Source organism: Nocardiopsis baichengensis YIM 90130 (assembly GCF_000341205.1).
Taxonomy (GTDB): domain Bacteria; phylum Actinomycetota; class Actinomycetes; order Streptosporangiales; family Streptosporangiaceae; genus Nocardiopsis_A; species Nocardiopsis_A halophila.
Genome location: NZ_ANAS01000012.1, coordinates 171,584 through 193,815, shown reverse-complemented (window position 1 = coordinate 193,815; position 22,232 = coordinate 171,584). Strand labels below are relative to the sequence as shown.

21 protein-coding genes are annotated in these 22,232 nt (G+C 68.9%); 12 read left to right on the top strand and 9 right to left on the bottom strand.

Features of this window, described 5'->3' with window-relative positions; genetic code table 11:
• The first annotated feature begins 438 nt into the window (after positions 1 to 438).
• From C892_RS0111810 to C892_RS0111795, 4 genes are all read left to right on the top strand, one after another.
• Positions 439 to 1,980 (top strand): polymorphic toxin-type HINT domain-containing protein, encoded by a 1,542-nt coding sequence (locus C892_RS0111810; protein WP_152513382.1) that lies wholly within the window; start codon positions 439 to 441, stop codon positions 1,978 to 1,980.
• Positions 1,981 to 2,040: 60 nt separating this feature from the next.
• Positions 2,041 to 2,688 carry a hypothetical protein gene (locus C892_RS0111805; RefSeq protein ID WP_017557366.1) on the top strand — a complete coding sequence of 216 codons (648 nt, stop codon included), beginning with the start codon at positions 2,041 to 2,043 and terminating at the stop codon, positions 2,686 to 2,688.
• Between the two features lie 241 nt (positions 2,689 to 2,929).
• A complete protein-coding gene (locus C892_RS28805; RefSeq protein WP_017557365.1) occupies positions 2,930 to 4,435 on the top strand; it encodes a Hint domain-containing protein in 1,506 nt (501 codons plus the stop codon).
• Positions 4,432 to 4,947, top strand: a complete 516-nt coding sequence (locus tag C892_RS0111795) for a hypothetical protein (RefSeq protein WP_017557364.1) — start codon at positions 4,432 to 4,434, stop codon at positions 4,945 to 4,947. Before C892_RS28805 ends, C892_RS0111795 begins: the two co-directional genes overlap by 4 nt.
• 37 nt (positions 4,948 to 4,984) lie before the next feature.
• On the opposite strand, the gene C892_RS0111790 is transcribed toward C892_RS0111795, so the two are convergent.
• Both C892_RS0111790 and C892_RS0111785 read right to left on the bottom strand, forming a co-directional pair.
• A complete protein-coding gene (locus tag C892_RS0111790) occupies positions 4,985 to 5,410 on the bottom strand; it encodes a hypothetical protein (RefSeq protein ID WP_017557363.1) in 426 nt (141 codons plus the stop codon).
• 70 nt (positions 5,411 to 5,480) lie between these two features.
• A complete protein-coding gene (locus tag C892_RS0111785; RefSeq protein ID WP_239647359.1) occupies positions 5,481 to 6,863 on the bottom strand; it encodes an alpha/beta hydrolase in 1,383 nt (460 codons plus the stop codon).
• Positions 6,864 to 7,484: 621 nt separating this feature from the next.
• Between C892_RS0111785 and C892_RS0111780 the strand changes: the two genes are divergently transcribed.
• Entirely contained in the window at positions 7,485 to 8,612 is a 1,128-nt protein-coding gene (locus C892_RS0111780; protein WP_017557361.1) for an ICP22 family protein, read from the top strand.
• Positions 8,613 to 8,643: 31 nt separating this feature from the next.
• Positions 8,644 to 9,132: a hypothetical protein gene (locus C892_RS0111775; protein ID WP_152513381.1), complete on the top strand. Its 489-nt coding sequence runs from the start codon at positions 8,644 to 8,646 to the stop codon at positions 9,130 to 9,132.
• Between the two features lie 42 nt (positions 9,133 to 9,174).
• On the opposite strand, the gene C892_RS0111770 is transcribed toward C892_RS0111775, so the two are convergent.
• Entirely contained in the window at positions 9,175 to 9,564 is a 390-nt protein-coding gene (locus tag C892_RS0111770; protein WP_017557359.1) for a hypothetical protein, read from the bottom strand.
• Between the two features lie 207 nt (positions 9,565 to 9,771).
• Here C892_RS0111770 and C892_RS0111765 point away from each other — a divergent pair, with 207 nt between their 5' ends.
• The 6 genes from C892_RS0111765 (at position 9,772) to C892_RS0111740 (ending at position 15,759) form a co-directional block, all read left to right on the top strand.
• Positions 9,772 to 11,091 carry a C2 family cysteine protease gene (locus tag C892_RS0111765; protein WP_017557358.1) on the top strand — a complete coding sequence of 440 codons (1,320 nt, stop codon included), beginning with the start codon at positions 9,772 to 9,774 and terminating at the stop codon, positions 11,089 to 11,091.
• 43 nt (positions 11,092 to 11,134) lie between these two features.
• Positions 11,135 to 11,587: a hypothetical protein gene (locus tag C892_RS0111760; protein WP_017557357.1), complete on the top strand. Its 453-nt coding sequence runs from the start codon at positions 11,135 to 11,137 to the stop codon at positions 11,585 to 11,587.
• Between the two features lie 151 nt (positions 11,588 to 11,738).
• Positions 11,739 to 12,197 carry a hypothetical protein gene (locus C892_RS0111755; RefSeq protein WP_017557356.1) on the top strand — a complete coding sequence of 153 codons (459 nt, stop codon included), beginning with the start codon at positions 11,739 to 11,741 and terminating at the stop codon, positions 12,195 to 12,197.
• Positions 12,198 to 12,810: 613 nt separating this feature from the next.
• Positions 12,811 to 13,362, top strand: coding sequence for a hypothetical protein (locus C892_RS0111750; RefSeq protein WP_017557355.1), 552 nt, complete (start codon positions 12,811 to 12,813; stop codon positions 13,360 to 13,362).
• Between the two features lie 268 nt (positions 13,363 to 13,630).
• Positions 13,631 to 15,052, top strand: a complete 1,422-nt coding sequence (locus tag C892_RS0111745; RefSeq protein ID WP_017557354.1) for a C2 family cysteine protease — start codon at positions 13,631 to 13,633, stop codon at positions 15,050 to 15,052.
• A gap of 23 nt (positions 15,053 to 15,075) precedes the next feature.
• Complete coding sequence (locus tag C892_RS0111740; protein WP_017557353.1) at positions 15,076 to 15,759, top strand: hypothetical protein; 684 nt, start codon at positions 15,076 to 15,078, stop codon at positions 15,757 to 15,759.
• A 59-nt stretch (positions 15,760 to 15,818) separates the two neighbouring features.
• On the opposite strand, the gene C892_RS0111735 is transcribed toward C892_RS0111740, so the two are convergent.
• From C892_RS0111735 to C892_RS0111710, 6 genes are all read right to left on the bottom strand, one after another.
• Positions 15,819 to 16,205, bottom strand: a complete 387-nt coding sequence (locus tag C892_RS0111735) for a hypothetical protein (RefSeq protein ID WP_239647358.1) — start codon at positions 16,203 to 16,205, stop codon at positions 15,819 to 15,821.
• Positions 16,206 to 16,355: 150 nt separating this feature from the next.
• Positions 16,356 to 16,865, bottom strand: a complete 510-nt coding sequence (locus C892_RS0111730) for a hypothetical protein (protein ID WP_239647357.1) — start codon at positions 16,863 to 16,865, stop codon at positions 16,356 to 16,358.
• 107 nt (positions 16,866 to 16,972) lie between these two features.
• Positions 16,973 to 18,424 carry a hypothetical protein gene (locus C892_RS0111725; protein WP_017557350.1) on the bottom strand — a complete coding sequence of 484 codons (1,452 nt, stop codon included), beginning with the start codon at positions 18,422 to 18,424 and terminating at the stop codon, positions 16,973 to 16,975.
• 809 nt (positions 18,425 to 19,233) lie between these two features.
• The gene (locus C892_RS0111720) at positions 19,234 to 19,629 is read right to left on the bottom strand and encodes a hypothetical protein (protein WP_017557349.1); all 396 of its coding nucleotides are present in this window, start codon (positions 19,627 to 19,629) and stop codon (positions 19,234 to 19,236) included.
• Positions 19,626 to 21,212, bottom strand: coding sequence for a hypothetical protein (locus C892_RS0111715; protein ID WP_239647356.1), 1,587 nt, complete (start codon positions 21,210 to 21,212; stop codon positions 19,626 to 19,628). Before C892_RS0111715 ends, C892_RS0111720 begins: the two co-directional genes overlap by 4 nt.
• A 202-nt stretch (positions 21,213 to 21,414) precedes the next feature.
• Positions 21,415 to 22,167: a hypothetical protein gene (locus tag C892_RS0111710; protein ID WP_017557347.1), complete on the bottom strand. Its 753-nt coding sequence runs from the start codon at positions 22,165 to 22,167 to the stop codon at positions 21,415 to 21,417.
• Positions 22,168 to 22,232: the final 65 nt, after the last annotated feature.

Below are 22,232 nucleotides of genomic sequence, written 5' to 3'. Positions count from 1 at the left end.
CATGACAAATGATCACCGATCACGCACGGCGAAGATTTTGATCTGACCCGAACGAAGTCCAAGAGAAACGTTCATGGCATCGCTTGGCAAGTGCGTTCTTCCTTGACCGGACGACTTCCCACGTACGGGGAGGGGCGTGCACCGCTACCGGCGCCTGGGATGGGTTCTGGGCCTGGGATTGGGCCCACGGGCCCTGGGCCGGCCGGATGTGAGGCGGTATCGTCTCGAGGCTGAATGTCATTGTCGTGCGTCCATGGCAGCCTCTCCCCCGAGGTTCCTGGACGTGAGCACCACGGAAACCCGAACTCGGCCGGGTACCTGTTCAGATCCTCGGACCAGACCCCTCCGATGGCATCGCCCGGATTGGTGAAAGCTGACCGACGTACTTCTCCCGGTCAGTGACGTCGTGTTCGGTCGTCGTTGAGGAGGGGCTGCTCGGTGCGTTGGGTGTGGAGGGCGGAGGCCGGCGGATTCAAGGTCGAGTACGGCGCCTTGATCCTGCTGGTGGCGGTGATCGTGACCGCCGTCTTCGCGTTCGGCCTTCCCACCGATGTCCAGCGCTTCTACGCCTCGGCGATCTGCCAGGTCTCCGGTGACGAGGATTGCGAAGAGCTCGAGGGCGGCACCGCCGACCCGGATGCGTCGGCGAGTCCGTCCCCCAATGGAACCGACGGATCCGACGGGGCGACGGCCGGCCCGAGCGCGAGCCCCAGTGCCTCCCCGGGGGCGGACGACGAGGACTGGGTCAACCCCGCCGACGCGCTCCTGGCCGAGTACGACCCTGTGGCGGCCGAGGAGTACGCGAACGCACAGTCGGATCTCGAGGAGGCGCAGAGCGACCTCGACGAGGCCGGATACGACGACGTCCGCGACGAGCTGCTGAACCTCGTCGGCGACATCATCGGCTACAACGACGCCCGGGACTGCATCACCAAGGGCGACATCATGGCCTGCCTCTGGACCGTGGTCGGCTTCACCCCTTGGGGCAAGGGGGCCAAGCTCGCCAAGAACTCCGCCAAGATCGTCAAGCTGTGGAACCGCTTCCGCAAGGCCAAGAAGGCCAAGGAGGCGGCCGAGAAGGCGGTGTCCACGGCCCAGGCCAAGCTCGACGACCTGGTCTCGAAGGTCACCTCGTCCTGCAAGCTCAGCAGCTTCCTGCCGTGCACCGAGGTCCTGATGGCCGACGGCACGACCAAGGCCATCTCGCTCGTCGAGGTGGGGGATCTGGTGATGGCGGCCGATCCGGTCACCGGAGAGCGGTCACCCCAGCCGGTGACCGCGGTCATCGGCTCCTACGGCGACAAGGAGCTGGTCTCCCTCGGCTTCCACGACGGAACGGGGATCACCGGCGCCGGCGGGATCACCGCCACCGGCGGCCACCCCTTCTGGGTCGAGGACGAGCAGGCGTGGAAGGAGGCTCGGGACCTCGATCTCGGGGACGAGGTCATCGGCCCCGACGGAGGGGTCTCGCGCGTCACCGCCGCCGGCACCGAGCGGCGTGCGCAGCAGGTCAACAACCTGAGCGTGGCGAACTTCCACACCTACTACGTGTGGACCGGAAGCGGCGCCGCGCTGGTCCACAACTGCAAGCTCAAGGAGCTCAACGGGCCGGGCCGCCCGTTCCAGACCCCGAAGGGGCTGATCTTCAGGGACCGGACCTACAAGGAGGGCGACCAGCACGCGCTCCAGCATGTGCTCGAACACAGCTCCGACTCCTCGCCCAAGGCGATCGAGCGCATGAAGAACGGCCAGCCGCACACCAAGTTCAAGCAGGACGGCAACGCGCTGCAGACACTCAACGACGCCTGGGGCAAGCGCAAGAAGAAGGACGTCCAGAAGTCGACGAACAACGGCAGGACGACCTTCTGGATCCCCATGGACAACACCATCGGTGACGACGGTGAGAAGATCGTCAAGATCGTCGTCGAGAAGGGGAACGAGGTCGTCACCGCCTACCCGGTGAAGAACAAGGGCGACTGAGCCGGTCGCCGGTGAGAGGGCGGCGGTGATCGGGGGTCGCCGCCGGTACGAGGGGGGCCGATGCAGCGGTGCAATGAGTGCGGAACGATCGACCTGGGCAAGGAGTGCGCCGAGCGCACCGGGGAGTGCCTGTGGGTGTGCGGCGAGTGCGGCTCCATCTGGCGCGATGGCGAGGACCTCACCGGCCCGGCGTCCGGGGAGACCAATTCCTACGTTCCTCCGCCGGGCGGAGCGCAGTTGGCGGAGTTCGTCCCGGTCCCGGCGTCGCCGCACGATCGTTCGGCCTACCCGAAGGCGGTCCGCGCCGTCGGAGACCTGGTCTACATGGGCTCCTACGGCGGGATCATGCTGGGCACATCCGTGACCGAGGCCCCGTCGCTGCTCGCCCTCGGATCCGGGGACGGGCAGTGGACGCCTGAAGAGGGCCCCTTCCGGGTCAGGATCAGCGCCGACCGGGTCGCCGAGATCGAGATCCGTCCGCCCGGCGGTCCGCTGCCCATGCCCGGTGACCTCCCCCCGGGGCCGGACCTGTCCCTGATCAACGTCTCCCTCGCAGAAGAAGCGGTCGCCGATGCTCATGGGTCGTCCGAGCGGACCGGAGAGTTCATGGGGAAGGTGCGCGTCGACTTCCGGACCCCCGACACCGTGGGCGACCTGCACTTCGTCCGCTACCGCCTCGTCCGCGCCCGGGTTCGTCCGGCGGACTAGACGCGGTGTCCTGACAGGCCGGGGGCGCGATCAGCAGGTTCGCGGCCGCCGATCCCGGCGGCCCCGGGCAGGCGAACCAGTCCCCCTCTGGCCAAAAGTGCCGATCTGGGCCCATTCCCCCGCATTTTGGGCCTGGGGACACTGTTCCCCTGCTCAGCCCCCCTCATAGTCTGCTGTCCCGCTCCGGCGTCTCTTGCGCATGGGCGGATCTGTAGACGGCGGCCACGGGGGATCACGGGACATGCGTTGGGTGTGGAAGGCCGAACACGGCGGGTTCAAGGTCGAGTACGGGGCCCTGATCCTCCTGGTGGCGACGATCGTCGTGGCCGTGTTCGCGTTCGGGCTGCCCACCCGCACCCAGGAGCTGTACGTCGCCGCCCTGTGCCGTGTCGACCCCGAACGCCAGGACTGCGAACAGTTCGGCGGGGGACCGGGCACCGGCGGTGAGGACTCGGCCGACGGGAACGGCGACGAGGATGGCGGTCCTCAGGACGACGGCGGAGAGGGCTCCGGTGACGGCTCGGCGGACGAGGACTCCGGGAGCGACGGTGAGGAAGAGGACGGTCCCGAGGACGAGGAGGACACGTTCGACCCCGCCCTCCTGGCCGAGGTCTCCGAGGCCAACGACGAGGTGGCCGATGCCGAGGAGGAGCTGGCCGACGCCCAGCAGCAGCTGGAGGACGCCGGCTACGACGAGGTCTACGACGCGCTGATCGAGGTCGTCGCTGACATCGTCGGCTGGACCGATGCCAAGAAGTGCATCACCGAAGGCGACATCATCGCCTGCCTGACCACCATCGTCGGACTGAGTCCCTGGGGCAAGGGACTCAAGCTCATCAAGAACACCGGCAAGATCATCAAACTCTGGAACCGCTTCCGCAAGGCCAAGAAGGCCCGCGACGCCGCCCAGAAACTCGTCGACAAGGCCAGAGGCAAGGTCAAGGACAAGAAGAAGAAGCGCGATACCGCCGCGACCACCTGCAGCACCGGCAACAGCTTCGTCGCCGGGACGCCCGTGCTCATGGCGAACGGGGCCACCCTCCACATCGAGGACATCGACGTCGGCGACGAGGTCTGGGCCTTCGATCCCTTGACCGGCGAAGAGGGGCCGCGGGAGGTCACCTCGACCATCACCGGCGACGGTCCCAAGGACCTCGTGGACGTCACCGCCGAGGTGGACGGCACCGCGGCTTCGATGACCGCCACGGCCGGCCACCCCTTCTGGCTCCCCGGCGAGGCGGAGTGGACGGTCGCCGGTGACCTCCGCCCCGGTGACCGGCTGCGGACCGCCACCGGCGCGTGGGCCGAAGTCACCGCCACCGACCCCTACGGCGTGGACGAGCGGCAGGTGTTCAACCTCAGCGTCGCCGGGACGCACACCTACTACGCGGGCAACGGCCCTGCCCAGGCCCTGGTCCACAACGCCCCGCCGAAGGGCTGCGGGCTCACCCCGGGCAAGAACGCACCGCAGTTCGACAGCAAGACCGTCAAGAACGGCAAGTTCCAGGGCGGCCAGTTCCGGATCGACGTCGAGAACTCCTACCCGGACAAGCCCGGCTCCGCCAACGTGCACGTACAGCTCAAGGGCCGAGGGTTCGACCAGAAGAAGGACAAGTTCTTCTACAATCCTGAAGATGGCACCTGGACCAGCAAGGACGGCAGGAAGCTCCCGAAGAAGGTCGAGAAACTCCTCTCCGACTCCGACGTCGACAAGGCACTGAGCTACTTGGACCTGAAGCGGCCATGATCACCAACGAAGCCATGGACCGGCTCCTCATGGATATGGGGCCCGTCGACGACGACCCGTTGCCCGGGCCGCTGCGCAAGGTCGCGGACGCGCCGTGGGGGCGCGGTCCGACCGGGGTCCTCTCTCCCGGTGGAGCACCCCCGGACTGGACCTCTGAGGAGCCCGACACCGGCCCTGAGGGGCTGATGGACACCGAGCTGGAGGTCAACGACTTCCGGATCGACGATGAGGACCTGGTGGAGGACCCTTCCTCCTACCTGCAGGCGGCCCTGTCGCGCGGGCTCCGCTTCGCGGCGCTGTGCCTGCGGAACGCAGGAGCACTCCCTGAGGCGCCGGACCTTCGCGCGGTCGTGGCGACCGCGGTCGACGAGGACTTCCTGGTGAGCGGAACGACCGTGCGGTTCTTCCTGCTGCGGGACGCCCTCCCCGGCCGTTACCAGAACCTCGCGCGTTTCACGCTGGAGGCCATGGCCGTGATGGATCCGAAGGACGCGGAACGGATCGTCGGTTAGGCCGCCGACCGGTCCCGGTCGGCGGCCGCGGCCCCGGTCAGTCGGTTCCGGACGGGTGGATACACGGTGACGTCGCATCGATCGACAGGCCGCCCTGCTTGCTCATCGCGACCGACATCGTGAACCCGTCCTCGTCGTTGACGGCCGTCACGAAGACGTCGTCCGGGCGCAGATCGTCCGTCACCGTGAACCCGTCCTCCTCCCAGTGCTCGACCAGCAGGTCCACATTCTCTTCGTTGTCCTCTTCGGGCAGGCCCCGCAGCCAGTACGCCTCGCTCACCGTGATGAGGGGGTCGGTGTCGCACGCGGCGCTGACGCGGCCGTTGCCCACCTCCTCCAGCTCCACCTCACCGGGCAGCGCCTCGACCGCGTCCTGGATGTGCGCGGCCACGCGCTCGCCGGCCTCCGCCACGTCCAGCGGGCTGCCCGGTTCGGCGTCCTGCCCGCCGCAGGCCGTGGCCACGAGCGCCGCGGCGACGGCGCAGAGGATGCTCGCCGGCCACGGGCCGGGGACAGCGTGTCGTGCGCCCGTCTCATCCACCCGCGACGATCTCTCCGAACTGGCGCAGCTCAACGGTGTCCCGCCCGTCCTCCTGGTTGAAGTACGCGTCATGCTCAGTATCGTCTCCGGTCGTGATCCGCGACACATCGGGGTGGTCCAAGCCGTCATAGTCGTGGAACCCCTTCAGCGGACTCTTGTTGATCCAGTCCTCGTCCGACATCGCGATATGGATGTCCTCGACGCCGCCGTCGAAGTTGAGCTCCTCGACGGGGCCGCCCACCCCAGGGCTTCCGACGAGGATCAGATTGTCGGCGTAGACCCCCGAGGCGTTCTGCGCGGCGTGCCCGACGACCACGGAACCGTAGCTGTGCCCGATGAGCGTGTTGTTCGACGGCTCGCCTTCATGGGTGACCCGAAGACCGTACTGGAAGTCCTGGAGGTCGTCCTTGCCGTCGTCGGCCTTTCCGCCCCAGGGGGCCTGGGCCTCGTTCGGGCTGTCGTAGCCGATCCAGGAGATCACTGCGTTCTCGGCCTCCTCATCGACCCGCGCGGCCGCGTTGCGGACGTTCTCCGCACGGCCCAGCTGTCCGTTGATGGCCGTCCACTCGATCCCGGTCCCCGGGACCAGGGTGGCGACATTGTCCGCGGTGTCGGGGTTCCCGGAGGACACGATGGACCGCCCCTCCTCGGGGTCCAGGGCCAGGATGTAGTGGTCGGAGCCCTCCTGGCCCACGGTCCTCTGCAGTTTGGCCATCTCCCAGAGCTCCAGGCTGGGGGCTCCGGAGACGGGGTCGTCCCGGACCTGGGCGAGGTCGTAGTCGAGCACCTCGTCAGCGGTCAGCCCCTCCTCCTCGAGCATCCGCTCGATCTCGTCGTCGAGGAACTCGCGGTTGAGCTCGTCGCGGACGTCGGCCGGGATGCCGTCCAGGTCGCGGATGTGCTCGGGCTCCTCCTCCATCACCTCGTCACGCTCCGCCTGGCTCAGGCCCTCCCACCAATCGTTCACCCCATCGGGCTTGGTCTCGGGGCCGGGTGCGAGTTCCGGTCCCTCATCGCCTCCGAACCAGTCGAAGGCCACCGGCTCCACCCGGGTCGGGGCCTGGTCCTCGGACTCTTCGGAGGCGGCCGGCAGGTCCGCGTCCTGCGGTCGCTCCTCCTCGGTCGGGAGGTCGGCGCTCTGGGGCCGCCCGGGGTCGTCCTCGGAATCGGAGCCTGCCTCAGGGGACGCCTCCCCCTCTTCCCGCGGGACCACACGCCGGTCGAGCGGCCCGTCCGCTTCTTCGGACCCTTCGCCGGAGGCTCCTTCACAGGCGTGCGCACCGGGGTCGGCGACGCACTCCAGGCCGTGGGTGAGCAGGCCTCCCACACGCCCCGGGACGTCCACCAGAATGACCGCGCCGATTATTCCCGCCACCAGAAGAACCGTGGCACCGTATTCGATGAAGGAAGCGCCCCGATCTCCTCTTCGCACGAGTCGAAGCATTCATTCCTCTTTCGGTCACGGGGACGAAGATTCGCGCTCCGCATGGGGCGCTCAGGTCAAAGGGGAGGAAATTCGAAGCCGCGGCGGCTCGGGGTGCGGCCGGCCTCCTCCATCGGGACACCTCAAGCGCCTCGAGCGCCGCGGTGCCCGGCAGATTAACGGGGAGAGGAGTGCAGCCACCAGGGCCCACGGACCCAATCATGAACACATCGCCCCAGGACTCGCCTTATCCCGCCCGGCGCCCCGCCTCAGAGCCCCCTGGCCTGAACGGATGAACGAACGCCGACGACCTGGCGGGACCCGCGAATCGGCGCCGCCTTTCACCGGCAAGAGTTCCGATTCTCTCAGCACCCTCTCAGGTGTCCAGGTCGGGAACACCACCGGGTGCCGGCGGCCATCCGAATAGGCGGTAATTAGGCCCGCTCAAGATCAACTTGGGCCCCTGGGCCCTATTAGGAGCGATTCCGGCGCGCTACTGTCCCCATGGTCGGCGCCCCCGCCCCCGAGCAGCGGGCCGAACGCTTCCCCCGTCCTTCGAACTGAAAAGTCGTCATGCGCCCTGACCTGTGCAGACCGGATACGTGTCCCCGCGGTTCCGACGACCGCGGGGCGAGCTTCGTCGAGTACGGTGCCGTCGTCCTCCTCGTCGGGGCCGTCTCGGCCGCGGTCTTCGCGGTCGGCGCTCCAGAGCGGACCGCCGCCCTGTACGAGTCCGCCCTGTGCAGCGTGGAATCCGCGGGAGCCTCCGACGAGTGCACGGACGGGGCCGACTCCCCCGATTCGGCGCCGGACACCCCCGATGCCGACGGGACCGGGCCGGACTCTCCGGCATCCCCTGAGTACGCCGACCTCCCGGGTGACGACGAAGGGACGTATTTCTCCGTCGCGAGCTACCCTGCCGAGAGCCCGCACGGGAGCGGCGGGGACGGGGAGGGCTCCGCCGATTCCGACGACGCCCCGGAGTTCACCCCGGGCGAGATCGGCGACCCCGGTTCCGTGCCCGAAGGCGAGACCCCCGCGCTCCCCCCTTTCAACGACCCGGGCGCCGGAAGCGGCGAGCACGGTTCGAAGGACCCTCCGTCCCCGTGGAACATCTTCGAGCAGCAGCGCCTCGGCCACTACATCGCCAAGTACACGGCCGCCGCCCATGGAGGCGCTCTGGCGGGGGCACCTCACGCGAGGGAGTACCTGCTCCACTTCCTCGGCAACACCGGAGAATCGGTCGATGTCCCCGTCGACACCTTGCTGGACGAGGTTCCTTCCTTCCAGACGGCCGTGGACATCCAGCGCCGCCGGCTCGCCCAGGAGGCGGTTGACCGGGCGGCCGAGATGGGGATCGAGGAGACCACCACCTTCCCCTTCTCCACTCCCTGGGAGGCTCACGCCACGAATTCGGATGAGAGCTTCGACTGGTACTACTCGCTGGGCAGCTGGTACTACGGGCAGACCGGCACGATCACGGTCCAGCCTCCGAGTGGCGACTCGGACGTCTATACGTACCGATTCGAATCCGAGGTCCACGTGCAGAAGGAGTACGACTGGGACCCGGATAAGAAGGTCGGCCCCATGGGCATTTTCGACCAGGAGGAACTCGCCGAGCTTCACCGTCACGGTCTTGCACAGGAATTCGGCATGGAGGGCAGCACCTCCTATACTCACGACGGCGCCTCCACCCCCTGACCGGGCCGCACCCCGCCCCCTATCCTTGGAAGTGAGCACGACCATGACGATGAAGCCGGTGCTCGCCATCGCGACCGTCGCCCTGCTGGCGGTCTCGTGCTCGGACGACTCGTCGCCGCACCCTGACCCCGACCCCATGCCCACCGGGGAACCGACCGCCGATGAGCTGGTCGACTTCACCGGGCTCGCCCTCCCGGACGACGTTCAGGATTTGGAGATCGAGCGGTCGCGCAACGAGAGCGGCGGCCTGGTCTATACCGCGACCTTCTCCACATCCGCGAAGGGGGCGGACCTCTTCTGCGAGCTGGGCGACAACTTCTCCTCCTACGACCTCTCCAGCCCTCCCGACGGGGAAGGCTGGCTCGCGGAAGAATTCCCGGAGGAGACGGTCGACGGTTACACGGAGTGCACGGGCGCCAATCTCGAAAGGGACGCCGTCAATCGCAGGGCGTTCATCTCCTACCCCGACGAGGACTCCGCCGACGTGCTCCTCGAGGCCGAACACCTCAACACACGGTGAACCTGCTGAGGGCGAGGCGGCCGCCTCGCCTGGAGAGTCCGGTCAGGAGAAACAGTAGGACCGCGTTTCTTTCTTGAACAACAAGGCGAGAAGGGCGATCGCCACAGCCGCTTGCAGAAAGTGCAGGACGAGCGGCCGACCGACCAGGACGGCGGCTCCGACCGCCCCGCCCAAGAGGAAGAGGGCGACCGGGACGGCGACGATGTATCCGGACGCCCATCCGCGCCTCACCGTGAAGGCGGCGGCGAGCACCGGGACCACGAGCAGGAGCATCGCCGAAGCCTCGACGGGGGCCGGTCCGTTCCCCCCGCTCGCGGCCACGTAGTGCACCGTAGAACCGATCTCCACGACTCCCCAGGAGAGCAGGAGCCGGTAGGTCCATTCGACGCTGACGGGAATCCCGGCCGGCGATGCCTTCTCCATGGTGAACATGGGGGGATCTCCCGATAGGCGTTGAAAAGTGCAGGGGCGCTGCAATGGTACGGCAGCCCTGCTGGGCCCGGGTATGGGCCCGCGGACTCACGACGCCCGTGGTCTCGGCTCTCTAAGGTCGCATCGGTACCGCGCTCAGGCGCGTAGGCGTCCAGACGGCGCTCGGGCCCACCGACCAGAGGACCACGCGAAGGCGAACCTGCCCCCATGAGACCGATCCCCCATCTCCCCCGCTTCTTCCGGCGGTTCCGCCGCCCACTCCCGACGACCTGCGATCGCGGAGCGAGCTTCGCTCAGTACGGAGCCGTCGTTCTCCTCATCGCCGGCATCACCGCCGCCGTCTTCGCCACCGGTCTGGACGGTCGCATCGCCGACCTGGTCCGCAGCGGCGTATGCCAGGTGTCCCAGGCCGCGACTTCCGACGGGGAGTGCGACGAACGCTCCGCACCGGACACGCGCGGCCATGTGGGCGGCGGCACGAAGGTCGACCCCGCCGATCCGAACGACTCGGGCCGCCCCGGCCAGGAGGCCTTCGACGAGGCCCAGGACGAGATCGACGAGATCCGCGAGTACCTGGACCAGGGCTTCTGGGACAACTTCTGCCTCTTCGACTGCACCCGCCACCCCGCCGACGTGATGGCCGGGATGACCTCCGAGGAGCTGCGGGCCCTGATGTGGTCCCTCGGCGACGACGAGATCCGGGAACTCCTCGACCTCGACGGCGTCCACGAGATCGTCATGACCAAGGCCGATCTGGAGACCCTGCGGCACCTGCGGGGCATCGACCGCGGCGGGATCGACCCGACCTTCGACGATGTCGAGGGGGACAGCGCCAACACCCAGGACGGCCGACGCACCGACCTGGCATGGGGCGAGCTGCCGAACGGCTCCCTGTGGGGGGACGGGCAGATCAGCTCCGACGACCTCAATCAGGGCGCCCTCGGCGACTGCTGGTGGCTCGCGGGGATCGGGGCCGTCGCCGACCAGGACCCGGGCGCCATCAAGCGAATGATCAGGGAGAACGCCAACGGGACCTACACCGTCACCTTCGGCGACGGCTCGCAGGTGACGGTCACACCCGACCTGGTCGTCAACTCCAACAACTCGGCCGCGTTCTCCGACCCCGGCGGTGAAGGGGTGTTGTGGCCCGCCATCCTCGAGAAGGCCTACGCCATGAAGGAGGGCAGCTACGGCGAGATCGAGGGCGGATGGCCCAAGGACGCCATGGAGACCGTCACCGGAGAGGACGCAGGAGAGATCCCGATGTGGATGGTCGAAGAGGACATGCTGTCCACGATCATGGACGAGGGCTCGCCCGTCACCGTCACCACGCCCGGAGACAAGAAGAACTCCCACTACGAGCTGGAGAGCGGAGACGAGCTGGCCGGCAACCACGCCTACGTGGTCAAGGAGATCAAGGACGGCAAGGTGACCCTGTACAACCCCTGGGGGCATCAGCACGCGACGCTGACCATGGACGAGTTCCGTGAGAAGCTGCAGACCGTCGAGGTCGGCTCCCTTGACTAGAGGACGGGTGACAACGACGGTGTTCGAGCACAGGAGACGACGGATGCGACGCCCCGGAGCGCGCGGAGCCGCCTTCGCGCGGGTCTCCGTCTGCTGCGCGGCCCTGCTGGCCCTGCTGGCGTTCGCCGCCGCGTGCGGTGAGAACGGAGAGGAACCCGCATTGGACGAGAGCAGCCCCCCTGAGCTGCGCACCATGGAAGCCTCGCCCTCACCGGACGGGGAGGAGCGCACTCTCCGCCTGTCTCAAGGATCCATTGACCGTTCGAGCGATCTGACGCTTTCCCTTTCGCGGGTCACGGATGGCGAGGCGAGGCTGACCGTCGTCGACGGCCCCGACATCGCTGAGGAGGAGAAGGTCACCGCCGCAGAGGGCGACTCGGTGGAACTCGACAACGGGTACACCATCACCTTCGACAAGGTCGAGAACGCCCCTGAAGACCACGAAGGCGTAGGCGGCGCAGGCGCCGTGGAGCTCACGGTCTCCCCGCCTGCGTAGATCGGGCATCAGCGCCTGGGGGGACGTCGCGTTCACGTCCCCCCAGGCGCTTCGAAGATGGTTCCCCGTCCGTGCTCAAACCGCAATACCGGGACCGGTTCCCTGAACGGGATCCGCGGCCTCGGGGCGCCCTCGGACTCGGAAGAAGAGCATGAATCGGTTCGCCATCGCGTCGTTCCTCAAGTCCTCTGAAGGTGCATTCGTCCCTCCGGATCAGTGGGAGGGAGGCGTCGAGGACCCGGACTACGTCGAAGGCGCCATCGCTCTGACGATCGACGGCATCCCGCTGCTCGACACCGAGCTCTGGGACTACGTCGACCAGCTCTGGTCCTACATCCTGACCATGCTCACCGACCTGCGCACGGAGCGGCGGGTTCGCACCTACTTCCCCGACCAGCCGATCGAACTCGTGCTCCAGAGGACCTCTCCGGGGCACCTCTACGTGTCCGTCAGGGTCGACGATTCGGATGTGCGCAGCGCCCACGTCGATGAAGCGGAGTTCACAGGGGCGCTCGTCGAAGCCGCCGAGGCGTTCTTCACGGGGATGGAGCGCATCCTCCCGGGGGCGTACTCGACTGAAGCCCGGCAGCTGGCAGCCCTGCGGACCTGACCCGCATCTGCTTCCGCTCGCCACCCACGGTCCCGTGCCGGCCCTGCACTCCGATCCCCCGGCGAGCCCCGGATAGGCATTCGTGCACGGGACCCGCCCGGTCGGGAAGTATCGGATTTCGCTTCGGTCTCGTTTTCGCCTCGGAGATCCATCGACTCGGATCACATTCCGGCTTCACTGCGGCGGAATTCGCGATGATCGGTCGGTGAGCGGGGGGCGGCGCCCGCCGGACCGTCCCTTCCGCATCTCCCTCCGACATGGAGGAGCGCAGCTCAAACTGGGGACGAGGTCCCAATCGGACCCAAATCCAGCAGCCCCATTTGGGACCTCTTGGGCCTTCTATCCCTCTTGTGAGCCTGCTTAGCCTCGTAGTGCGAGTACTGAAAGCCGGACGGCAGGGACCGCTTCCGTCCACAGCCCCCTGCCCCCGGGACCGGCGCCTTCCCCGCTCCTCGTCGGCGATCCGTCGGCGTGACCGCGCCGCCCTCTCCGGCCGCGTGCCGTGGGCCCGCCCCTTTCGGGGTAGGGGTCCATCGCGCTCCGCGGTCGAGGCGGTGCGGCGTGCGCACGCGGGCAGGGTGCCCTGAAGGAGCGGATCGGAGGATCCCCGAAGATGGGCAAGTTGAGGGGCGCTGGGTGCATTACCGTCTTGGTGGTCGCGGGGGTGGCCTCCGGCGTCTATTACTTCGCAGCCCCTCCGCCCGAAGGAGTGCTGACCGAGGAGCGCGCCGACGAGCGCACGTCGCAGTACATCGCCTCGGCGGTCCGGTCCCTGCCCGGAGACTCCACCATGGACGAGAGTGCACTCCTGCCGGCCGTGAGCGCTCCCTGCAAAAGGAATGAGCAACAGGTCTCCAAGAGCTACCGGGTGGCGACCGGCTCCGATGAGAAGAAGGCCGAGGTTGCCGACGCTCTTGTCGACCATTGGGGGAACCGGGGGTACACACTCCAGGAGGACATGCGTCCAGACGAGATGTACGTCCGGTTCCGCAACGATGACGGGTTCCGTCTGTCCCTCAGCAACTCGTCCGCTGAGAACAAACTCGCCATCAGCGCGAGCTCTCCGTGCTTCGGCCCTGAGGCCGACGATGGAAAGGGAATCCCCGTGGTGACCGACATGTGGTCCAGGGTGCGGTCCGCGATCGACGGCATCGGCGAGAAGTGAGCGCTTCCTATGGCGAGTGCCCCTTGCTCGCCTGAAGCGTGGACCCAGCGGATACGACCAGGACAACGGCCGTAACGAGGAGGAGCCCGTCCGTGTCGATGGGCCCATCGTCGCCAATGGAGCCCTAAAGCCGCAGCCGGAGCGTCACAGAGTGAACTTGGGCCCCGGGGCCCTAGGACGGTCACGCATGAGTGACTAGCGTTCTCTCCAGCCCACATCCCCCACCACCGCCCCGTGTCGGCGGTTTCCGAACCGACAGGTGGTCCCTGTGCTCCCCCGACGAGACCCCGGCGACCGCGGCGCCTCCTTCGTGGAATACGGCGCCGTCGTCCTCCTCGTGGCGGCGATCGTCGTCGCCGTCTTCAGCGCGGGCGTCCCCGAGCGTGTGGCCGGGCTCTTCCAGACCGGGCTGGACCGCATCGGTGATCCGGCCGGCAGCGCAGACGGAACGCAACCGCCTGAGCAGGACGGAGACGAACCCGAGCAGTGGAACCAGGCCGCACCCGACCAGCAGGGCGGCTCCTCCGGCTCCGATTCCGGCTCGGAGTACGACCCGGCGCCGCCTCCGGGGCACCCGGCCGGTCCGCCCGCTCCCGAGTCGCGGGGGGCCGACCCGGACGACGCCGATCCCGACACGGTCGACGCCGCCGTCGAGGACCTGGACGAGTGCCTGTCGAGATTCAGCACCGAAGACGAGGTCCCCTGGATGGTCTCCAGCTGTGCGTGGGAGGTCTTCCAGGACCTGAGCCACGAGGAGTTCGGGGCCGTCGTCAGGGACATGTCCGAGGAGGACCTGTACCGGCTGTTCGAGACCGGGCCGGTGCCCCTCGAGCAGGACTACTTCGACTGGCTGGAAGAGGTCCGGCGCACCGCTGATCTCGACACACTGCGCAAGCTCGACGACTCCGAGGCCTACTTCTTCGTCGAACCCGACTTCTCCGACGTGGGCGGAGACCCGGCCGCCGGGAACTCGCCCTCATCGCTGAGCTACGGCGAGCTCGACGACTACTCGCTGTTCGCCTCCGGCGACGACGCCGTGGACTGGGAGCACGTCGATCAAGGTGCGTTGGGCGACTGCTGGCTGATGGCGACCATGGGGGCGATGGCGGTCCAGGACCCCGGAGCGATCGAGGACATGATCCAGGAGAACGTCAACGGCACGTTCACGGTGACGTTCCCGGGCCAGGATCCGATCACCGTCACTCCGGACCTTCCCCTCGACGCCGCCGGCAACCCGGAGTTCGCCTCCTCCAACGAGGAGCCGCCGGTCATCTGGCCCGCCGTCCTGGAGAAGGCGTACGCACAGATGAACGGCGGAGACTACTCCCGCCTCGAGAACTGGCACCCCGGTGCCGCCATGACCACGTTCGGCGGCGACGCGACCGACTATGCGCCCGACGACTGGGTCCCGCCCTGGGAGGACGTCACGATGGACGGCCTGGCGGACAAGTTCGAGTCCGGTGAATCGATCACTCTGTCCACCCCGCTCGACGGGGAGGACTCCGCCCTCGTCGACGACGAGGAGGATACGCTCGTCTCCGCCCACGTCTACTTCGTGTCGGACGTGGACCGGGAGGCCGGAACCGTCACGGTGCGCAACCCCTGGGGGTCGGAGACCGAGGACATCGTGCTGGACATCGACCAAGTGAACGACAACTTCGCCGCCTTGCACGCGGCCGACCTCGGATGACCCGGGAAAGGAGAGGAAGCGCCATGGCCTCGTCCACGCTCGGCCGTGCCGCCTCGGCACTCCTGGCCGCCGCGGCCGCGGCAACGCTCGCGGTCGGCTGTACCGAGGACGGGCCCGAGGAGCCGGACGGCGACCTGCCGGCGGACTACCTGTACATCTCCCAAGGCGCCCAGCACACCGAGGACGACCTGTCCATCGGGGTCGGCAGCATCTCCGACGGGACGGCGGCCCTGCACATCGGGGCCGATGACATCGACGGCACGGAGGTGGTCAAGGCCGGCGCCGGGGACACGGTCGAGGCCGGTCACCGCACCATCACCGTGCACCGCGTCGATGAGGGCGACCGGTCCGAGGAGGGGGTGGCCCTCACCGTCGACGACGGGGAGGAGGGGGACGGCGGTGGCGGTCCGGAACCGACGGCTTCGGAGGACGCCTCGCCCCGGCCCTCGGAGGACGCCGCCTCAGGGGATCCGATGGACGACCCTGCGGTGTTCGCCGCACTCCCCGGCCGCAGGACGACCAGGGACGGCGTGACCTTCGCGCTCGGCTCCTCCCAGGACGGGGTCGCACGCCTGCTCGTCTCGGCCGAGGGGCACGAAGACGAGGAGATCGAGGGCGAAGCCGGCGACGAGATCGATGTGGCCGGGCGAACCGTCGGCATCGTCGAGGTGCGCACGCACTCGGTCTTCTTGAAGTTCGCGGACTGACCACGGTCGAGGACGACGGGCGCACCGGAACGGCCCCGGCGCTCGCCCGCGCGCCGTCCTCACCGGCGCCCCCGCGCGCCTGCGAGCGCACCCCCGACGGAGCCGAGGAGGCCGGCCACCGCATGGGCGGCGGCGATCGGCGGAGCACCGGCCCCGCTGAGGAACAGAGCCAGCACCGCCGCGACCGCCGCCGCCGGTCCGCACAGTCCCGCCACCGCCGCGGCCGGAGGCCGCACCCCTGCCCTCCTACCGGCCACGGCGGCACCCAGGCCCGACACGGTGGCGGTGAGCAGCATCAGGGCCGCAACGCTGAGGACGTCGAAGACCGATACGGCCCCTGCTCCGCTCCTCCCTTCCGGAAACGCCGCTTCGGAGGGCACCGGCCGGTTCATCGCCACCCCTTGCGCGCCCACCGCCCCGATCAGGGCGTAACCGAACAACGTCATCGCAAGTCCCCCTGCGAAGACCGCGGCGCACCACCCCAGCGGCCTCACGTCGTTCTCCTTTCTTGTCGTCCGTCCCCGGGTCCGTGGGGCCGTCCCGGCACGCTCACGCACCTTCACAAGGCGCCGGCTCGGGCGGACGCCCCCGTGGCTTCACAGCAGGGCCAGAGACTCTTGGAGCTCCTGGACCCCGCCCTCAGGCTCCTGTCCGTCGCGCCAGCTCACCCGCACCAGGTACATGTCGCGGTCGCGGTGCAGGACGAACGCCGCCCCGGCGCACTCCCCGCCCTCCTCAGAGCACGTGTAGGTGTAGTCGATCCGGCGCGCGGCTTCGGCGCCCTCCACCGCGATGTCCTCGGGCTCCTGGGCGGAGTAGTCGTCCCAGCGCACCTCCTGGGCTGCCCGGGCGATGCCGATCCCGGCCTCGATGGTGCCCACCTGCCCCTCGAAGGCCTGGAGGTACAGGCCCGCGTCCCCGCCGTCGGCGGGGGCGGCCGTGTAGAGCACGGGGTCGGACTCCTGCATCTCTTCGTCCTCGGCGACCTGTGCCTCCCACCCGTCGGGCGGGTCCAGGGCGACCGGCACACCGTCGACGACGGGGGCGGTGCCCCCCTGAGGCGTGCACGCGACGGCGAGGACCGCCGCCGCGACCGCACCGGGCACGGCCGGTGTCGGGCCGCCCCGGTGGGGCCGGCCGGCCCGTCCGGCCGGCCCCACCGGGTGGGCGGAACGGGAACGGTGGTCCACTCGCGGCCAGAGGGTTCGGCGGATCATTCGGCCTCCTCGGAAAGGCAGTCGGGGAACTCCAGGAACGAGCGCGTCCCGTCGGGCCGCGGGGCTCCCAGGAACTCGGCCTCGACCGTGTGCGCCTCGGACGATTCGGTGGACAGTTTCAGCCCCAGCCCCATGCCGAGGGCGACCTTGCCGCCGAACGCCGAGGCGTCGGTGCTCTTCTCCTGCACCGTGTTGGAGACCGTGGCCTTGTCGTAGAGCAGGTGCTCGAACGGGCCGCCGTCCTCCGGAGGCGCGTTCAGCAGGTCGTCTCCGTCTCCGAAGAGCTGGCTGAAGGCCATGGCCGGCATGCCGGTGAGCCCCTGTTCCTCCAGGTACCGGTCGGCGATCGCCCGTTCCTCCGGAGTGTCGAGTTCGAGGGTGGTCCGGGTCTCCTGCAGGAGCGCGTCGGCGTCCTTGTCCTTCAGCCCGCCCTTGCCGTTCTTGCGCTTGTTGCCGAGCCGGTCCTTGTCGACGATCGAGGAGTCCACGGTGGTGGTGTACACGATCTCCACGGGTTCACCGGCCTCGTTGCGCATCACCCGGACCGCTCCGGACCAGTTGTGCAGGTTCTCCGCGCCCGCCCCGCCGATCTCGGTCCCCACCCCGACCTGGCCGTCCACCTGGTACGTCGTTCCGGTCAGGGGGTCGTCCGGGTCCCGGGTGTCGGTCCGTACCGCCACCTGGCCGCCGACGCGGACCTTGCCGTTCAGACCGGTCCCGGTGTCCCAGTACTGCTCCGCGGTGGACGTCTTCACCCCTGCCCCTGCCTCGGCGTTGGCCCCCGCCTCCAGACGCAGGGTGGCCGTGCTGATGCCGGGATCGGGGATCTCCGGTGGCGGGTTCAGGGCGTAGTACAGGGCCGATCCCGGATTCCGCGCCATGCTGTCCATGGCCGTCTGGTTCTCGATGATGTCGTCCTTGAAGGACTCGGCCTCGGCCCGGTCCCCGAAGACCCAGGTGTCCCCCACTCCGGCCTTGAGGTAGGCGCCGACCTTGGCCTCCGCCCCCAGACGCATGTTCCTGCCGCCCTCGGTCCTGACCTCGAAGGCCTTGCCCTCGACCCCCAGTTCGGCGTTGTGCGGCATGAGCGTCATGCGGTACGTGCCGTCGGCCATCTGCTGTTCCATGAACGCGTACTCTTCGCCGAACTTGAAGATGCCGACGTAGAGCGAGTAACCGGCCTTGTCCTGCGTCTGCAGCACCTCGCAGCGCGGAGGCAGGTAGTCCTCGTCGTTCGGCGCGTCGGCCTGGTCGCCGTCGGCGGGGAGGGAGCAGTCGTCACCGCCGCTCACCAGGCACAGCCCGTACTCGGCGAGGCCCGCCACGCGCCCGGGCACCCCGGCGACGGCGATCGCGCCCACGAGGGAGGCCACCAGCAGGACGAGGGCCGCGTACTCGGTGGCCGCCGCCCCGGTATCACCGCCCGGTCCCCGTATCCCCGCGCCCATCGGAACCTCCCGCACCCGTTCCTCGGAGAAATACCGAGCGGGAGAGAGATTAGGGGGCCAGGCCCGGGAACATCAGTCCCAAGAAATGCCTTGCAAAGGTGGGCCTGAACTGGGCCCAGAGGCGGAGGGGTAGCGCGGAGCGCCGGACGAGGAATGGGCATCGCCCCTGGTAACAGCCCCACAGTGGGCATTCGAGGAAGAAGAAGGGGGCCCAGGGGTTCTAGGCCCGGACCCGGAATTCCATGGTGAGGACACCTTCGCCTGCGGAACCATTCCCCCGGCATTCACCGTTATTTCGCCCCGCCGGGGGCCCTCCGGATCAGCCGCGCGCGCGGCCGCCGAAGCCGGCGCCGAAGGCGACCGCGAAGGCCACCGCCAGCCCCGCGCCGAGGGCCGGATTGTCCAGAGAAACCCCCAGGGCGACCCCGATGGCCAGTCCGAGAATGACCCCGCCTATCGTCCGACGTCGTCCTCTACCCACAGCCCACTCCCTTACGTGCCGACCTTCACCGGTTTCGACGCAGAAGGCAGTGATCCGGCTCCCTCCACGCGGCTCAGGCGTCGCCCTACGCGCATTGCCGCCCACGCCCCACGCGGACACGATGGGGCCTATGCGGGTCCTTGGACCCTAATCATCCCAGAATGGGGTACACCACCCCTCCGGGGTGGCCTCAACCTGCCAATTCCCGACGGCCCCGGCTCCGGATGAGGGCCGGAGCGGCTCCGGGCGCTCAGCGCACAGAGAAGCGGACGGTCCCCCGAGCGACGACGGGGCGCCAGTCTCTCGGGGGACGGCGCGAAAAGGGGCGTCAGCGTGACGCGAGGCGCATGGGCGCCCGGGCAGGGCGCATGAGGAGGTAGACGAGCAGGGCGCCGGCGACGGAGCAGACCGCCTGGGCCACGTTCATCGCCGCTTCGGTGCCGACGACCGCGCCGAGCACGGCCCCCGCCACCGTGTGAACCGCCGGGAGCGCCAGGACGACCACGGCTCCGCCCACCGAACGCAGCTCGTCGCGTCCGTGGACCAGGCCGGCGGCCAGCGCCATGAGCCCCGTGATCACCGCGTGCGGGAGCGCGAACCAGACGTACTCGCCGATGTCGTCCTGGAGCATCTCCAGGGGAACGAAGACGGGGATGAGCGCGGTGGCCAGGGTCCCGAGCAGCCACACGCCCGCGGCGGCTCCCAGCGCGGCAGCGACCTTCACTGGCCCTCCTCCTCGCTGTAGTCGTCGGACAGGCAGTCAGCGTAATCGATGAACCTGCGGCCGCCCTCGTTCGGCGGTTCCAGCATCAGGGCCTGCTTGGTGTCCTTCTCCTCCAGCTCCCAATTGACCGAGGCGCCGAACTGCATGCCCAGTTTGACCTGGGCGCCGAACTCCCCCTGGTCGATCTTCTTGTCGGAGGCGTACTGCCAGGCGGTGCCGCGCCGGTAGAAGATCTCGTCCCAGGGGTCGGCGTCGGACCCCGGCTCCTCGAGGACCCTGCCGCCGTTGTCCTCCTCGTCCAGTTGGTTGGCCATCGCGTTGGTCGCGTAGGGCGGTGGTGCCAGGCCGTACTCGTCCAGCAGCTGTTCTGCGGCGGCCTGTTCCTCAGGGGTGTTCTCGAAGTCCACCTGGACCATCTGCGTGACGCTGTTGGCCTCGCCCGTCCCTACAGAGCCGTTTCCGCCGTTCTCGACGTCGTTGCCCTTGCCCGTCTTGTTGCCGACGTTCTTGTCCACGCCGAACGAGAACTTGCCCTCCGCTCCCGCGATGTAGCGGATGTTGGCGATCGAGCCGTCCTCGTTCCGCATGATGCGGGTCCCGCCGTTCCAGCTGATGGACCCGTCGGCGTGTGCGGACAGAGCGGTCGCACCGAGGCTGCCTTCGGCCGTCCAGCTGTAGGTGTCGGACTTCTGGATGTTGTCCGGATCGGTGTACCAGGTCGCGTGGTCGCGGGTCCGCGACGCGGTGAAGGAGCCCTCCGCCCCCAGGTTCATCGTCCAGGCCCCGCCGTCGCCGTCCTTCCTGCGCTTCTCTCCAGGGCCCGCCCAGGCACCGGCGCTGCCCGCCACCTCGGCCTCGATGCCGACCGTCGTGGTGCGCACGTCCGGGTCGCGCTCGATCTCCGGGTAGTCGTACACGCCGATCCAGTCTCCGAAGCGGAGCATCCCGTCGGCGGTGGGGTTCATGGTCCTGCTGGTCTCCATGGCGATGGCCTCGTTGACCTCCTCCTCGAACTCCTCGAACTCGTCCTCGTCCTCGAAGATGTAGGTCATCCCCGAGCCGAGCTTGACGCCCGCGCTCGCCGAGACGCTCGCGCCGGCGTGCGCCGACTCCCCGGCGCCGAAGTCGAAGCCCGCCCCCGCGGTGGCCTTCGCCGACGACGTCGGCAGGAAGGTGATGACGATCTTGCCGTTGGACAGGTCCTCGCGCGCATAGGAGTACTCCTGGCCGAACTCGAGGAAGGCGATGGTGACCGAGCCCCCGTAGGTCTGCTTGGACCCCTGCTTCACGCAGTACGCGGGCGTGTAGTCGAAACCGGGCTCGGGCTCGATCCAGTCGTCCTCGTCCTGCGCCTGGTCGTCGCCGTCCTCGCACTCCCCGCCCATTCCGGCGGCCTCTTTGATGCGGCACAGGGCCGAGCTGAACAGGTCCCCGGTCCTGGCAGGGGCCACGACGGCGACACTGCCCGCGATGGCCGCCACGCACAGGATGAGCGCGGCGTACTGGGCGAAGGACGCCCCCCGGTCGTCTCGGGCCGTCCGGACCCTGCGCCGTGGTGGTGGAGCATTGCGCGCCGCGCTCATCGAACGGCCCCCCGGGCGGACACACCTGCCGGGTCGCATCGTCGGTTCGTGAGGAGAGGCATTGGCCGAAAGTACGACCGGAGAGCATCGGGCGAGTAGAGCCCACAAACCCAACTCTGGGCCCAGGAAAGGCCCACTGACCGTCGCCGCCCCGCCACCGGCGCCTCACCCGGCGTTCATCCGCCTCTGCGAGACGGCCGGGTCATCCGCACGGCATGGACGGCTGTTCGAACAGCTCCACCCCGTGCCAGTCGTCGCCTTCGGCGTAGCACAGGCGGCCGGGAACGGAGTCCGCCGGCGGTTCGACCGTGTGGCCCCAGAGTTCGGCGGGGGTCTCGTAGCGGATGTAGCGGCCGGTGAGCCCGTCCTCATGGACCTGCGCACCGTCCTCCTCCGGGACCCCGGCGATCGCGACGGAGAAGTCGGCCGTCGGTTCCTCCGGAGTCAGCTCGGCGAGGACCTCCCCGTCGGCGGCCGTGTAGGAGGCGAATCCGCCCCCCTCCTGGTCCTCCCCCTCATCGGGCACCAGGACGGTGAAGTCCTTGCTGTGAACGAGATAGGCGCCCTTGTCGTACAGATAGGCGGCCGTTCCGTCGAATACGACGTCGTCTCCGGAGCGCTCCGCCGAGGTGAAGGTGATGCTCAGGCGCGAGGTCCAGTCGACGGCGACCGCCCCGTTGTCCCCGGCCGGCTCGGAGAGCCGGCCGCCCGTCAGCAGCTCGATGGTGTCGTTGGCGGTGGCCTCCGTACGTACGAGGCCGACCTCGAGGTCTCCGCCGACGGGCCCGCCCCGCTCGCCCCGGTCCGTCGCTACGCCGTCGAACCGGCCGGGGCCGTCCTCGGTCCCGTCCCACGAGGGAGCGGCCTGCCCCTCGTCGCCGTCCGGCGGGCTGACGCAGCCGGTGAGCAGGAGGACCGGCAGAAGCAGAAGGGCCTTGGGAAAGGTTCCGTTCATCGGCAGGACTCCGGCTTTCACGGTCTCTCAGGGGGGAAGGGCACCGCAGTCTAACGCACGGCACC

What these genes read in the sequence shown, in the direction of transcription:
- C892_RS0111770 (WP_017557359.1), bottom strand. Translation starts at nt 9,564, where the DNA reads ATGTTCACCATGGAGAAGGCATCGCCGGCCGGGATTCCCGTCAGCGTC.
- C892_RS0111735 (WP_239647358.1), bottom strand. Translation starts at nt 16,205, where the DNA reads ATGACGTTGTTCGGTTACGCCCTGATCGGGGCGGTGGGCGCGCAAGGG.
- C892_RS0111780 (WP_017557361.1), top strand. Translation starts at nt 7,485, where the DNA reads ATGCGCCCTGACCTGTGCAGACCGGATACGTGTCCCCGCGGTTCCGAC.
- C892_RS0111710 (WP_017557347.1), bottom strand. Translation starts at nt 22,167, where the DNA reads ATGAACGGAACCTTTCCCAAGGCCCTTCTGCTTCTGCCGGTCCTCCTG.
- C892_RS28805 (WP_017557365.1), top strand. Translation starts at nt 2,930, where the DNA reads ATGCGTTGGGTGTGGAAGGCCGAACACGGCGGGTTCAAGGTCGAGTAC.
- C892_RS0111805 (WP_017557366.1), top strand. Translation starts at nt 2,041, where the DNA reads ATGCAGCGGTGCAATGAGTGCGGAACGATCGACCTGGGCAAGGAGTGC.
- C892_RS0111765 (WP_017557358.1), top strand. Translation starts at nt 9,772, where the DNA reads ATGAGACCGATCCCCCATCTCCCCCGCTTCTTCCGGCGGTTCCGCCGC.
- C892_RS0111760 (WP_017557357.1), top strand. Translation starts at nt 11,135, where the DNA reads ATGCGACGCCCCGGAGCGCGCGGAGCCGCCTTCGCGCGGGTCTCCGTC.
- C892_RS0111755 (WP_017557356.1), top strand. Translation starts at nt 11,739, where the DNA reads ATGAATCGGTTCGCCATCGCGTCGTTCCTCAAGTCCTCTGAAGGTGCA.
- C892_RS0111725 (WP_017557350.1), bottom strand. Translation starts at nt 18,424, where the DNA reads ATGGGCGCGGGGATACGGGGACCGGGCGGTGATACCGGGGCGGCGGCC.
- C892_RS0111740 (WP_017557353.1), top strand. Translation starts at nt 15,076, where the DNA reads ATGGCCTCGTCCACGCTCGGCCGTGCCGCCTCGGCACTCCTGGCCGCC.
- C892_RS0111795 (WP_017557364.1), top strand. Translation starts at nt 4,432, where the DNA reads ATGATCACCAACGAAGCCATGGACCGGCTCCTCATGGATATGGGGCCC.
- C892_RS0111750 (WP_017557355.1), top strand. Translation starts at nt 12,811, where the DNA reads ATGGGCAAGTTGAGGGGCGCTGGGTGCATTACCGTCTTGGTGGTCGCG.
- C892_RS0111715 (WP_239647356.1), bottom strand. Translation starts at nt 21,212, where the DNA reads ATGAGCGCGGCGCGCAATGCTCCACCACCACGGCGCAGGGTCCGGACG.